The organism is Sinorhizobium meliloti (genome assembly GCF_017876815.1).
Taxonomy (GTDB): domain Bacteria; phylum Pseudomonadota; class Alphaproteobacteria; order Rhizobiales; family Rhizobiaceae; genus Sinorhizobium; species Sinorhizobium meliloti.
Map to the genome: position 1 here is coordinate 556,321 of NZ_JAGIOS010000001.1, position 12,834 is coordinate 569,154.

Annotated in this window: 11 protein-coding genes; all 11 read right to left on the bottom strand. The window is 63.2% G+C overall.

Annotation, left to right across the window (positions count from 1 at the left end; translation table 11 throughout):
• Nucleotides 1–112 precede the first annotated feature (112 nt).
• The 11 genes from JOH52_RS02640 to JOH52_RS02685 all read right to left on the bottom strand — a co-directional run bounded on the left by JOH52_RS02640 (nt 113) and on the right by JOH52_RS02685 (nt 12,813).
• Nucleotides 113–664, bottom strand: a complete 552-nt coding sequence (locus JOH52_RS02640; RefSeq protein WP_017266694.1) for a transglycosylase SLT domain-containing protein — start codon at nt 662–664, stop codon at nt 113–115.
• Complete coding sequence (locus JOH52_RS02645) at nt 615–2,042, bottom strand: flagellar hook-length control protein FliK (RefSeq protein ID WP_014529018.1); 1,428 nt, start codon at nt 2,040–2,042, stop codon at nt 615–617. Before JOH52_RS02645 ends, JOH52_RS02640 begins: the two co-directional genes overlap by 50 nt.
• Complete coding sequence (gene motC, locus JOH52_RS02650) at nt 2,039–3,343, bottom strand: chemotaxis protein MotC (RefSeq protein WP_014529017.1); 1,305 nt, start codon at nt 3,341–3,343, stop codon at nt 2,039–2,041. The genes JOH52_RS02645 and motC overlap by 4 nt, the downstream gene beginning before the upstream one ends.
• 3 nt (nt 3,344–3,346) lie before the next feature.
• Entirely contained in the window at nt 3,347–4,531 is a 1,185-nt protein-coding gene (locus JOH52_RS02655) for a MotB family protein (protein WP_014529016.1), read from the bottom strand.
• Nucleotides 4,528–5,175, bottom strand: coding sequence for a hypothetical protein (locus JOH52_RS02660; protein WP_014529015.1), 648 nt, complete (start codon nt 5,173–5,175; stop codon nt 4,528–4,530). Before JOH52_RS02660 ends, JOH52_RS02655 begins: the two co-directional genes overlap by 4 nt.
• A gap of 355 nt (nt 5,176–5,530) precedes the next feature.
• Nucleotides 5,531–6,496, bottom strand: a complete 966-nt coding sequence (locus JOH52_RS02665; protein ID WP_014529014.1) for a flagellin N-terminal helical domain-containing protein — start codon at nt 6,494–6,496, stop codon at nt 5,531–5,533.
• 314 nt (nt 6,497–6,810) lie between these two features.
• Nucleotides 6,811–7,998: a flagellin gene (locus JOH52_RS02670; protein ID WP_003529883.1), complete on the bottom strand. Its 1,188-nt coding sequence runs from the start codon at nt 7,996–7,998 to the stop codon at nt 6,811–6,813.
• 258 nt (nt 7,999–8,256) lie between these two features.
• The gene (locus tag JOH52_RS34965; RefSeq protein ID WP_014529011.1) at nt 8,257–8,706 is read right to left on the bottom strand and encodes a group II intron maturase-specific domain-containing protein; all 450 of its coding nucleotides are present in this window, start codon (nt 8,704–8,706) and stop codon (nt 8,257–8,259) included.
• Nucleotides 8,707–8,738: 32 nt separating this feature from the next.
• On the bottom strand, nt 8,739–9,617 hold the full coding sequence (gene ltrA / locus JOH52_RS34970) for a group II intron reverse transcriptase/maturase (RefSeq protein WP_014529010.1): 879 nt from the start codon (nt 9,615–9,617) through the stop codon (nt 8,739–8,741).
• 477 nt (nt 9,618–10,094) lie between these two features.
• Nucleotides 10,095–11,282 (bottom strand): flagellin, encoded by a 1,188-nt coding sequence (locus JOH52_RS02680; protein WP_003529884.1) that lies wholly within the window; start codon nt 11,280–11,282, stop codon nt 10,095–10,097.
• Nucleotides 11,283–11,625: 343 nt separating this feature from the next.
• Nucleotides 11,626–12,813 (bottom strand): flagellin N-terminal helical domain-containing protein, encoded by a 1,188-nt coding sequence (locus tag JOH52_RS02685; RefSeq protein ID WP_003529885.1) that lies wholly within the window; start codon nt 12,811–12,813, stop codon nt 11,626–11,628.
• Between the last annotated feature and the right edge of the window lie 21 nt (nt 12,814–12,834).

Sequence of the window (12,834 nt, forward strand, 5' to 3'; positions counted from 1 at the left end):
CTAACATGATGTTGAAAAGTTAACGCGAGATGCTGAAATCGCTTGCGATCACAATCTGTCCGCATTGTCGCCACAATGAGACAGCCGCTGCGGCAATGCAACCGCAAGTCGGTCATCGGCAAAACTGCTGCGCGTTCGGCGTCCACTTGCCATAGCCGGTTGCGACCAGGTTTGCGATGACGCGGCAGACGTATTTCTTCTGCGCCGGATCGTTGTTGGGGCCGGCGTGATAGCGAGCGACCGCCATCGTCCAACTCTCGTGCCGGGCGCGCAGATTGGACAGGAAGCGGGCCGCATATTCGACATTCCTGCGCGGGTCGAGCATCTCCTCGGGAGAGCTGAAATGTTCGCCGTGAAAGTGGTAGTTGATCTGCATGCAGCCGAGATCGATGAGCTTGGCGCCCTCGGCACGCGCCGCGCCGAAACGCGCGAGGACATCCTGGACGCTTTGCCCGAAATAGGCCTTGCCTTCGATGTTCATCGCATAGGGCTGCAGGGATCCCTTTCGACCCGTCTCGGTCAATCCGACGGAATAGAGAATCCCGGTCGGGACGCCGTATTTGGAGGCGGCGGATGCGATCTCGCGTTCGCAGACGCCTGCGCTCGCAAGGGCGCTACATGTAGACGTGGCCAGCGCGAGAACGCTCAGCACCGTCAGGCACATCGTCCGTAGCATCATTGCCCGCCCACCTTTCCGTCGCCGCCCGGCCGCCATCCCGCGGCTGACGCCCCTGGCCATCATCACCTGCCCGCTCGCGGCCCTCGTAACCGAGCTGTGCCTGAGCCTGGGACTGTCCGCCGCCGCCACTTGCGGAATCTCCGCCGCCGTTGAAGACGATGTTCACCTGGTCGACCGCAAATCCTTGCGCCCGCAGGGCCTTCACCATTTCGCTCTGATCGTCGCGCAACTGGCGGAAGGCCTCACCGGTTTCGACCTTCAGATCGACCTGCAGCTCGTCGTCCTTCAGCCTCAGCGTCGCCGTCACCATGCCGAGGTCGACCGGGTGCATCTGGATCTTCAGCGTATTGAGCGTCTTGCCGGCCTGGCTCCAGGCTTCGGGCTTCGTCGTCGCGGCGCTCGACTGCAATGCCTCGGCCCATCCGCTATCGCCGGCGATCGCGGTCGTCACCGACGTGGCGTTCTCGTTGACCGCAAGGCCGAGATAGCGGCGCGCCTCCAGGACGGTCACGGTCTCCACTCCGGGTTTGACCGACGATCGGCTGTTCTCCACGACGGCCCGCTCGCCATCCCGGGAAATGCTCATGGAAACGACCTGCCCCTTGCCGTCGGCACGGGCGAAGCGGAAAAGCCGATCCGGCTCGCTGCCGCCGGTCCCATCCCCGGTCTGCGGATGCGCGCCGTCCGCCACGTCCGGAGATATGCCGCCTACAGCCTTTGCCGGACCGTCGGAGCCGTCTCGAACCGCCGAGGCGGGCTTTGCCCTGCCTTCCGGCTGCAAAGCCGCGGCCACCGCCGGTGCGGCGCCTGTAAGCATCGACAGGAGATCGGAGACGGTCCCGCCGACAGGCTCGGCATTCTCGTCACCTTCCGTCGCCGTCATACCCGACGCTTCGTCTATGGCGTCGCGCAAGGCATGCACTGTTTCGCGCGAGTGGGCTGCCGCCGGTTCCACCGGCTCGGCCGTTTCCTCGCCGGCACCATCGCGGCCGAGCGACAGAGGCGTCGTGCCGGCAGGGTGGCCGTGCTGCAATCGTTTCGCCGCCTGGTCCCGTGTGGTGATCGCGCGCTCGGAGGCGGGTCGAGCGTCGGGTGATGCAGCATCCGCCATGGATGCCGGAACGTCCGCGCCAAAGCCGTCGGCCTTCGGCACCGCCGAGGCGTTACCGCCGTTCGCGACGGAGTCCCGTCGCGGGTCATCAGCAGATGTCCGGCCGCCTTGCCCCTGCGTCCTGCGGCGGCCTGCGTCGGCGATCGCCTCGCCAAACGCTCCGGATTCCGCCTCCGGCTGACCCCGAACACTCAGCGACTGTGCCGGCCTGCTGGCGGCGGATGTGCGCAAATTCTCGTCAAGAGGCCTCATTGTCCTTCCCTCTTCAGCAGCGCATCGATCTCGTCGATCTTCGAACGACCGCTGGCAAGAAAGCCGTCGAGAGCCGGATCGTCTGAAGCGGCGGCATCGGCTTCGGCCGTCATCTCGGATGGCCTGCCGGGCGACGCCTCGACCGGCTGGCCGAATGGGCTCATGCCGCTTCCGCTTTCCTCCGCAGCCAACTCGCTTTGCTCCCCGGCCGGTCTTTCCGCTATAGGCGCGGGTGCTTGCGCCGGGCTTTCTCCGAATGGTGGCCGGACCACCGCATCGGCAACGGCCTTGGCCGCCTCGCGCAGGGCGCGGTCGCGCGGCGACAGCTTTTCGTCGGGGATCGCTTCGAGGGCTTCGGCGGCCGAAAAGACATCCGCGGACGGCACGGCCGCCAGCCCCTCGTAGAAGCTCGCAAGCACTTGCGATCGGGAACTGTCATCCCCTGCCAGTTCCTCGGCGCGCCTGGACGCCAGCCGCGCCAGGGCCTGGTTGCCGGCAATCGCGGCGCGGCGCGCCACCCTGAGATAGACCTCGCGCTGGCGCGCGCTGTCCATGAAGGAGAGTATCTCCGAGACGCGCCCATCGGCCGCCTCGTCGAAATGGGCGACCGCCAGCTCGACGAAGACATCGGCAAACTGGCTCGCATAGGGTGACGTCAGGTAGCGCCGCGCGTAGTTCAGCGCATAGCGAAAGCCCTTCTCCGGAAGGCCGGCCCCCGCCGCCAGCGAGACCGAACGGCGAAGGGCAGCCTCCTCGATTATGGTGCCCGGTGCCGTCAGGCGCGCCCAATCGTAATGTTTCATCGCCTCGATCGGGTCCTGCTGCGACATGGCGTTACCGAGGATCAGGAACAGATACGGGCCGATGCGGGAATTCTTGTATTCCGGGGCGGCCTTGGTGAGATTCTCGACGATCAAAGGGCCCTTGCCGTTCAGATATTGCCTGAGCGCATCGGTTACCCGCGAGTCGAAATTGCCCTCGATGTCGCGGTCGGCCAGAAGGTCGAGCGTCGCCGGATTGCCGCCGCTCATGACATAGACGAGAGCCGCATCGACATTGCGCGGATCGCGAAACGCCGAGGGATCGGCGGCTCTCAGCCGCTCGTCGATCGCGCCGAGCATGAAGCGCTGCATCTCGATCGCCGAATGGTCGCCGAGCACCACCGAATCCTGCACATATTGCAGCGACCTTATCATCTTGTAAGGCGTGAGCTCCTCCGTCCCGTTAGCGCGGGCAAGGCCGAGAGCGAGGGGAGCGGCAAGGGCCGACGCCGCAAGAAGGGTGCAGAGCCGCTTCAGCATTTCTCAGCCCTGGCCCGACTGCAGCAGGATTTCGATGCGCCGGTTCGCAGGCGCATAGGCATCGTTCGGCACCTGGAGTCGGCGGTCGGCAAAACCGCTGATCTGCTTCACGCGCTCTTCCTCCAGGCCGCCGCGCACGAGCATGTAATAGGCGCTCTGGGCGCGTGCCGCCGAAAGGCGCCAATTGTCGTAGGTGCCATCCTTGAACGGCCGTCCATCGGTATGACCGCGAACCGCCACGGCGCCCGGGCGCTCGGCGAGCAGCCTGCCGATCTTCTCCATCGCGAGCACCAGCTCCTTTTGCGGCACGGCGGATCCGACCGCGAACATCGGCGCATCCGTCTGCTCGCTGATCGTCACCAGAAGGCCGCCCTCGGCCGGGGTTACCGCCAGGCCTTCAAGGAGCCGCCCGGCCTCGCCGCCGAGTTCCTTTTCGATTTCGGCCTTCAGGGCTTCGGCTTCCTTCTGCGGATTTTCAGCCGGCGCTTGGTTCTCGGGTGCGTCCGCGGCCTTTGCGCCCTCTGCCTTATCCGGCACTTCCGGCGCGGAAGCCGCTTCGCGGGCGCTGTTTGCCGCTGACGCCACCTCGCTTTCGGCCGTGTTGCCTGCGTCCTTCACCTCGACCTGCTTGGTCCAGAAGTCCGGGTCGAAGGGATCGCGATACGCTTCGCCGCCGGCGGCGCCGGTTGAAGGGCCGGACTGGGCCGCGCCGCCGTCGCCCTTGACGCTGATATTCGCCTCGTGACCCACTTCGCGCGCGATTTCGGACAGGACCGAGTAGGGATTTTCGAAGAAGTCGGCGTCGGAATATTTGGTCTCTTCGCCCGAGGTCGCCGTCAGCTGATCGCCGGTCTTGGCCGAACCGCCCGACTTCGTCTGTTCGCCGTCAACCTTGGAGCGCTGCTGCGTCTGTTCGCCCTGCGCATCCTTGGCAGGATCCTTGAGGCCCTTCTCGGCCGGCTTCTGATCGGTCAATTGCACCGGATTGAAATAGGCGGCGATCGCCGCCTTGGTCTCCTCGTTCGCGGCGTTGATCAGCCACATGACGAGGAAGAAGGCCATCATCGCCGTCATGAAGTCGGCATAGGCGATCTTCCACCCGCCGCCGTGATGGCCGTCGTGGCTGTCTGCCGAACGCCGGACGATGATGATTTCGTTCTTGCCGTTGTGATTGCTCTCGTCGTTCATGCCAGAACCTTGCGAACAGTATCGGACCACGCAGCCATTCGCGTCACGAGTATCGCCTCGCCCATTTCGACGGTCAGGTCGACGTCACCGCTTTCGACGTGACGGAACGCGGCCGTTTCGGGTAAGAGGGCTTTCAATGCTTCGAAAAGCGCAAGCGGCCCCCGCACCGTAATCGCGATCCCTTCGCCGGCAGCGAGGCCGTGCCGGACCATGCCGGCCAGGTTCTCGACCGCGCGCTTGGCGAGCGCCTCGTCCATGACCGGAGCAAGGACGCGCGCCGCCTGGTCGCCGAGCGCGAGCGCCAGCCGATCCGCCATTTCGCCGAAACCGGCGGCGATCCTGGCGGCTGCCTGTTCCTCGAGGCGCTGCTTCAGGGCGTCGATCTCTTCTGCATGGCGCGCCTTGAGATCGGCGATCTCTTTCTGATGCTCGAGAGCGAGTTCGGCGCTGGCCTCGGCACGTCCCTGCGCAAAGGCTTCGCGGCGCTCGGCGTCGATATCGATCTCGGGCATGGCCGGCCTCGCACCGGCACGGTTCTCCGAAAGGCCGGTGTCGAGGTCCGGAAAATATCTCGGCGGCATCCGCGTGAGCTCGATCTTCGGCGGGCTGAAGTCCTTGAGATAGCGGGACAGCGACGCGCTCATCGGCACGCCTCCCGGCTCACCCCGGCGAAGGCCGATATTGCCAGCCGCATCTGCGAAGGCTCGCTTGCGGCCCGGAAATCCATAGAGCCCGACACGTCTTGACCGTCTCCTTCGGCCCGTTCGCCCGAATAGCGACGGACCAGCATTCTTGATTCTGCAGCGCTTCGCGGAAGGCGAAAGCGCGATGCAAGCGGCAGCCGGAATGGTTTCCGGCCGGCAATTTCGAATATGACTGCGAAGGAAGGCTATCCGGTCAAACTTGTGCGAAGGTGTTGGACCGCGCCAGGGCAACAGCGCGGTCCAACCTTTCTCCGACCGATGCCGATGACCGGCGGCACGGCGGAAAGCGTTGTCCTTACTCCTGGAACAGGCGGAGGATGTTCTCGGAGGTGGTGTTGGCGATCGACAGCGACTGGATGCCGAGCTGCTGCTGCGTCTGCAGTGCCTTCAGCCGTGTCGATTCCTCGTTCATGTCGGCATCGACGAGACGCCCGACGCCTTTGTCGATCACATCCATCAGATTGGCGACGAAGCTTTCCTGCATCTCGATGCGGCTGGTGATCGCACCGAGCGTGGCGGCGGAGTCGGTCAGCTGACTGATGAGCTCGTCGACGACGCTGATCATGTCGCCCAGCTGCGCACCGGTCGTTGCGTTGTCGATCTCGATCTCGGTCGCGCCCCCGGGAGCTGCGCCTGCATCGATGAGATAGTAATTGCGGGCCGTGCCGGTCGGAGTGGATTGAAGCGCGTCCGCGTCCACGGCCTTGGTGAGCATGCCGCGGCTTGGATCGGTAACATCGATCAGAACGGACTTGGCGGTGTCGTAATTGAGCGTCGACACGGTAACGCTGCCGTCGGCGCTGCGGTTGAAGGAGGCGACGATCGATTTGGTGCCCAGTGCTGCAGCAGCACCGTTATAGAGCCAGTTCTCGCCGGAGAAGGAGGCGGACTGCGCGGCCGAGTTCAACTGGCTCTTGAGCTCGGCCACTTCCTTATTGATCTTATCCTTGTCGACGCCCGGCTCGCTTGCCGCGACGAGCTTGGCCTTGATCTCGGTCATCACGTCGATGACCGTATCCATCGCCGAATAGAACGTATCGACCTTGGCGGCGCCGAGGCCCAAGGCGTCGTGGACCGTCGACAACGCGGCATTGTCCGACCGCATCGTGGTTGCGATGGACCAATAGGCGGCATTGTCGGCCGCGGTTTCCACGCGAAAGCCGGAGGAGATGCGGCCCTGAGTCGTCTCGAGATTATGGTTGATCGCGCGCAATGTCTGCAACGCTGCCATGGCGGCGGGGTTGGTCATGATGCTGGTCATTGGTGGTCACCCTGGGGCGCTATGCTGCCCTGGTTGGGGAAATCGGACCATTCCGGAAAGCCGGCTACGACGGTGAGGCGTCATGCGCGCTAACACCTTTTTGCCCTGGGTGACAGACCGCCGTTCTTAACGAACCATTAACGGAAATGGTTAAGAAGAAGTTAACGGCGTCAACGAGTCGGTAATCAAGGTGAAGAATTCGTTAAAGCGGCCAGCCTGGCGCAAGCTCTATACGAAAACCCGCAGCCCCTTCCAGGACCGCGGGTTGTTCTCCTTCAGAGCGGGACGAAGCCGCCCCCTAGCCGGGGCGCCGCTTACTGACGGAAGAGCTGGAGGATGTTTTCCGAATTGGTGTTGGCGATCGACAGCGACTGGATGGCAAGCTGCTGCTGTGTCTGCAGTGCCTTGAGCCTGGTCGATTCTTCGTTCATGTCGGCGTCGACAAGGCGGCCGATGCCCGAGTCGATCGAGTCGGTGAGCTTCGATACGAACTCTTCCTGCATGCCGATGCGCATGGAAATCGAGCCCAGCGCCGATGTGGCGCTGATCAGATCCTCGAGCGCTTCGTCGACGCCCCTGATCAGCGCGTCGAGGTTTGCTGCCTGCGCGGCGTTGGTGATGTCGATATTCTCGATCGAGGCAGGTGCAGGTACGCTGGCAGCCGGGCCGGCGGTTGTGTCTACGGCCCAGGAATCGGCGGTGATGGGTGCTGCAGCGGTCGTCACGGCAGCGACTTCCTGACCCGGTGCACCGGATGATGCAACCGCTTCGACCCAAACGCCCTCAACCTTTACATAGTTCACACCTCCGGCAAGGGCGTAGTTGCCCTGGAATACCGCGCCGCCGGCGATGAGGTCGTCAACGGTGTAGGCCGCCACCGTATGCTCGGATACGACGCCGCCGGTGTTGATCGAAAGCGTGACGCTGGACTCGGAGACATCATAAACCTTGTCCAGAATCCCGTTGTTGCCAACGGTATCGAAGAGGACGGAGTTGCCGTCGAGAACATAGTCGATCGTCTTTACGGACACGACGCCCGAGGAATCGCGGACGAAAGAACCGACAACGCTCTTCGTGACGGGCGCAGTTAGATCCGCCTGGAGCCAGTTCTCGCCACTGAAGGAAGCGGCCGTTGCTATGCTCGTCAGCTGTTGCTTGAGCTGTTCGATCTCTTCCTGAATCTTGGCCTTATCGACACCGTCTTCGGTGGCAGCGACGAGCTTGGCGCGAATTTCCTTCACCACCTCGACGGCATTCTCCATCCCGGCATAGGCCGTGTCGACCTTGGCCGCACCGAGACCCAGGGCATCCTGAACGGCGGAAAGCGCCATGTTGTCCGATCGCATCGTGGTGGCGATCGACCAGTAGGCAGCGTTATCCGAAGCCGTGCCGACGCGGAGGCCCGAGGACACGCGAGCCTGCGTTTCCTCCATGTTGGAGTCGATACCGCGCAGGGTCTGGAGTGCAGCCATCGCTGCAACATTGGTGAGAATGCTGGTCATTACGGGCCCCTTTGAATGGCTAGTTGGAAAGGGACATCCCGGCTGCCCCGGGGGAACGAACGCGAGGCATCATGCCGTTAACCCCTTCTTCGTCTTGGTTAACCGTTCGTTGCGTTGAGCCCAGTTAGCGCAGTTATGGTTAACAAAGGTTAAACGGCTATTCGCCGATGGATCGGCATAGGGGGCGGTCGTTATGACCGCGCCCCTGCCACACCACCCGGCATGCGGGTCCGCACCGGGCGGTTCGAAGAGTTGAGGTCAGGCGAGGCGGGGGATACGGAGGGCATCCATCCACCTGAGGGTTAGGACCGAATTGAGCAACATGCCGCTGTTGCGCCACCATCTGCGGCTGTTGGCCGCGACCTGCCGTGCCACTTCGGGCTTGGCGCCCTTGGCAAGCAGGGCCTTGTAGGTGGTCTTGCCACGCTTCCAGTGCTTGAGCTGGGTCGCTCGCACCCGGTGACGCATCCACTCCTCCAGCTCCTTGAAGTGCCTTGGAGTTTGTGCCAGCCGGAAGTAGGCTTTCCAACCCAGAACATAGACGCGCAGGCGCTCGGCCATTTCCGCCATGCTGCGCCCGCCCGAACGGCGGGTCAGTTGCCGGACGCGGCGCTTGAACGCCTTGAGCGGCTTGTCGGCCACCCTGCGCTTGACCGCGCCATCCCGGCCCCGCCAGAAGCTGAAGCCGAGGAACTTGCGGCCAAACACACTGGTAACCGCGCTCTTACCCTCGTTGATCGTCAGGTGCAGCCGTCAGTAAAGCCGCCGCAGAAGCGCCATGACCCGTTCGCCGCCTTGCGGCTGCCAACGTAAACGTTGCAGTCGTCCGCATAGCGCACGAAGCAATGGCCCCGGCGTTCCAGTTCCTTATCCACCTCATCGAGCAGCACATTGGCCAGAAGCGGCGACAGCGGCCCGCCTTGCGGCGTGCCCATCACCCGCTCCTGGACCACGCCATGGTCCATGATGCCGCTGTTCAGATAGGCCCGGATCAGGCGGATAACCCGCTTGTCCGATATCCGTTTGCTGAGGCGGTCGATCAGGATGTCGTGGTTGACCCGGTCGAAGAACTTCTCCAGGTCGACGTCCACGACAATTCGCCGGCCCGATTGCACAAGGGATTGCGCCGCAAGCACGGCCCCATGCGCACTGCGGCCCGGACGGAAGCCGTGGCTGTGCTCGCTGAAAGCGGGATCAAGGAGCGGCTGCAGCACTTGCAGCAGCGCCTGCTGGATCAAGCGATCCGTCACCGTCGGGATGCCGAGCTCGCGCTCGCCGCCATCCGGTTTCGGGATCGTCACCCGTCGCACCGGCATCGGCCGGTACGTTCTCGCCAGAACCCGTTCGCGGATGCCAGGCCACGACGTGCGCAGATGAGCCGCGGTCGCCTCGATGGACAGACCGTCCGCACCAGCCGCGCCCTTGTTGGCCTTCACCCGTTTCCAGGCTCTTTGCAGGTTCTCGCGCGCCAGGGCCGCTTCCAGCAGCCCCGGCCCTGTGCTCTGCGCGTCACAGCGCGGGCAGGTCGCTTCATCGCTGCCCGGTTCAGACAGGGCTTCACCCTGTCTCCTCCCGGACCGCCCCGCTCTCGCGGGCATCTGATGCCTGGCTTCCTGCATCGCTATGCCTCAAGCACTCCTCTTCGTTCGGTCCTTCGCCGCGGATACGGCTACTACGACCTCTGCTGACTTCTCGCTCCGGCTCGACACCGTCGCCCTTTCAGGCGCAAGGCGAGATCTCCCCGGGTAAGAACGCATTCCTTCACCGCACTACCGCCGGATCTACGCCGCCGCCCCTTGGTCACGAGAGCTTCGCGGTTCATGGCCCGCTCGCCCTGGTCGGCACCGCCTCATATCCGGTTCTTGTTCATCGGCACGCGGTTTACGCTCCACGCTTCCTCCCCACGCTCGGTCACCCTCACGCAGTTGCGCTTCACTTCACTCGCTGTGACCAGCTCGTGGCGGGACTTCCACCCGCAGGAATGCGCCCATGCCGGGCGCACAACGAGGAAGGGGCCACGCTTGATGAGCGCGGCCCCTTTGAAGGTTCGAACAGGGTGGCAGTCGCTCAATTCGCGACCACCTTTCCGAGTCTGATTAGCGGAAGAGCGTGAGGACGTTTTCCGAAGCCGAGTTGGCGATCGACAGCGACTGGATGGCGAGCTGCTGCTGGGTCTGCAGGGCCTTCAGGCGGGTCGATTCTTCGTTCATGTCCGCGTCGACGAGACGGCCGACGCCCGAATCGATCGAGTCCGAAAGCTTGTTGACGAAATCGCTCTGCAGGTCGATACGCATGGCGATCGAGCCGAGGTCGGCGGCCGCGCTCGTCATGTCCGTCAACGCGGCGTCGACACCGCTGATCAGGGCATCGAGCGCAGCTGCACCCATTCCGACGATGTTGATTCCGGCAACGGACTGCCCGGCCGAAACGTTGGCGGCAGGGGCGTTGCCGACATCGACGACCCAGCTGTCTGCGGTGATGGTACCAGCTGCCGTCGTGGTGGCGGCAAGCTCCTGACCGGTGGCACCGGTTGCGGCCGTTTCAGCCCGAACCCAGACGTTGTCGACCTTGACGTAGCTGTTACCGCCCTGAAGAGCGTAGTTGCCCTGGAATTCCGCGCCGGCCTGGGTAAGGGATTCCAGCGAATAGGCAGCAACCGTGTGCTGGGATGCGACACCGTTCGTGTTGATCGTCAGCGTGACACTTGCCTGCGAGACGTTGTAGACCTTGTCCAGGATGCCGGTGTTACCCACCGTATCAAACAGAACCGAGTTGGTGTTGAGGCTGTAGTCGACCTTCTTCACGGACACGGCGCCGCTTGCGTCACGGACGAACGAGCCGACGACGCTCTTGGTGACGGCGCCTCCGCTGAGGTCCGCCTGCAGCCAGTTTTCGCCCGAGAACGAAGCGGCCTCGGAAATGCTCGTCAGCTGATCCTTGAGCTGATCGATTTCTTCCTGGATCTTGGCCTTGTCGACGCCGTCTTCGGTAGCGGCAACGAGTTTTTTCTTGATTTCCTTCACGACTTCGATGGCCGATTCCATACCGGAATAGGCGGTATCAACCTTGGCAGCGCCGAGGCCGAGGGCGTCCTGTACGGCCGAAAGGGCCATGTTATCGGAGCGCATGGTGGTCGCGATCGACCAGTAGGCGGCGTTGTCAGCGGCCTGGCCGACGCGCAGACCGGAGGAGACATGCGCCTGCGTCTCTTCCATGTTGGAGCCGATGGTGCGCAGGGTCTGGAGAGCGGCCATTGCCGCAATGTTAGTGAGAATGCTCGTCATGGTTTAGTGCCCCTTGATGGCTGATGAGAAGGGACATTCCGGTTCCACCGGCGAAAGACGGTCAACGTCATGCTTGCTAACCAGCTGTTATTGCTGAAGTTAGCCCGTCCTTTCGATGGGTCTAGATAATCTCAGGTTGGTTAATGAAGCACTAAGCGCGAGAGAGATTTTGCGTAAATTTTTCAACCCATGCGCGTGCGCGCGTGCCATAGCATGTTTAAGAAATGGTGAAGCACGACTTCGCGACGAGACAATGCAAAAAACCGCGCTCGATCTCCGGGCGCGGTTCGAAGGAAGCGGACGCAGGCAAAAGCTTGCCTGCATCCGGCTATTGCATATCTTCTTAGCGGAAGAGCGACAGGACGTTCTGCGAGTCCGAGTTGGCGATCGACAGGGCCTGGATGGCGAGCTGCTGCTGGGTCTGCAGGGCCTTGAGGCGGGTCGACTCCTCGTTCATGTCCGCGTCGACGAGACGGCCGACGCCCGACTCGATCGAGTCCGAGAGCTTGTTGACGAATTCGCTCTGCAGGTCGATGCGCGAGGAGATGGAGCCGAGCGAGGCGGCAGCGCTGGTCATGTCTGTCAAAGCGGCGTCGACACCGCTGATCAGGGCATCGAGCGCAGCTGCACCCATTCCGACGATGTTGATGTTCGCGACCGACTGGCCGGCCGAAACGTTGGCGGCAGGAGCGTTGCCGACATCGACGACCCAGCTGTCTGCAGTGATGGTACCAGCTGCCGTCGTGGTGGCGGCGATTTCTTGACCGGTGGCGCCGGTTGCAGCGGTCTCAGCCCGAACCCAGACGTTTTCGACCTTGACGTAGCTGTTACCGCCCTGAAGAGCATAGTTGCCCTGGAACTCCGCACCGGCTTCGGTGAGGGACTCCAGCGAATAGGCAGCAACCGTATGCTGCGATTCGACGCCGTTGGTGTTGACCGTCAGCGTGACGCTTGCCTGCGAGACGTTGTAGACCTTGTCCAGAATGCCGGTATCGCCGACCGTGTCGAAGAGAACCGAGTTGGCATTGAGGCTGTAATCGACCTTCTTGACGGCTACGGAACCGCTTGCGTCACGGACGAACGAGCCGACGACGCTCTTGGTGACGGCGCCGCCGCTGAGGTCCGCCTGCAGCCAGTTCTCACCGGAGAAGGAAGCCGCGTCGGCGATGCTCGTCAGCTGGTCCTTGAGCTGAGTGATTTCTTCTTGGATCTTGGCCTTGTCGACGCCGTCTTCGGTGGCAGCTACGAGCTTGGCCTTGATTTCCTTAACGACTTCGATCGCCGATTCCATACCGGAATAGGCGGTATCAACCTTGGCGGCGCCGAGGCCGAGGGCGTCCTGGACGGCCGAAAGGGCCTGGTTGTCGGAGCGCATGGTGGTCGCAATCGACCAGTAGGCGGCGTTGTCGGAGGCCGAACCGACGCGAAGGCCGGAGGAGATGCGGCTCTGCGTGTCTTCCATGCTGGAAGAGATCGAGCGCAGCGTCGAAAGCGCGGCCATTGCGGAGTTGTTGGTGAGAATGCTCGTCATATTCATTGTCCCTACGAAATA

Excerpts from the sequence above, each read along its gene's own strand:
- JOH52_RS02640 (WP_017266694.1), bottom strand. The coding sequence starts at position 664 with ATGTGCCTGACGGTGCTGAGCGTTCTCGCGCTGGCCACGTCTACATGT.
- JOH52_RS02645 (WP_014529018.1), bottom strand. The coding sequence starts at position 2,042 with ATGAGGCCTCTTGACGAGAATTTGCGCACATCCGCCGCCAGCAGGCCG.
- motC (WP_014529017.1), bottom strand. The coding sequence starts at position 3,343 with ATGCTGAAGCGGCTCTGCACCCTTCTTGCGGCGTCGGCCCTTGCCGCT.
- JOH52_RS02655 (WP_014529016.1), bottom strand. The coding sequence starts at position 4,531 with ATGAACGACGAGAGCAATCACAACGGCAAGAACGAAATCATCATCGTC.
- JOH52_RS02660 (WP_014529015.1), bottom strand. The coding sequence starts at position 5,175 with ATGAGCGCGTCGCTGTCCCGCTATCTCAAGGACTTCAGCCCGCCGAAG.
- JOH52_RS02665 (WP_014529014.1), bottom strand. The coding sequence starts at position 6,496 with ATGACCAGCATCATGACCAACCCCGCCGCCATGGCAGCGTTGCAGACA.
- JOH52_RS02670 (WP_003529883.1), bottom strand. The coding sequence starts at position 7,998 with ATGACCAGCATTCTCACCAATGTTGCAGCGATGGCTGCACTCCAGACC.
- ltrA (WP_014529010.1), bottom strand. The coding sequence starts at position 9,617 with ATGCAGGAAGCCAGGCATCAGATGCCCGCGAGAGCGGGGCGGTCCGGG.
- JOH52_RS02680 (WP_003529884.1), bottom strand. The coding sequence starts at position 11,282 with ATGACGAGCATTCTCACTAACATTGCGGCAATGGCCGCTCTCCAGACC.
- JOH52_RS02685 (WP_003529885.1), bottom strand. The coding sequence starts at position 12,813 with ATGACGAGCATTCTCACCAACAACTCCGCAATGGCCGCGCTTTCGACG.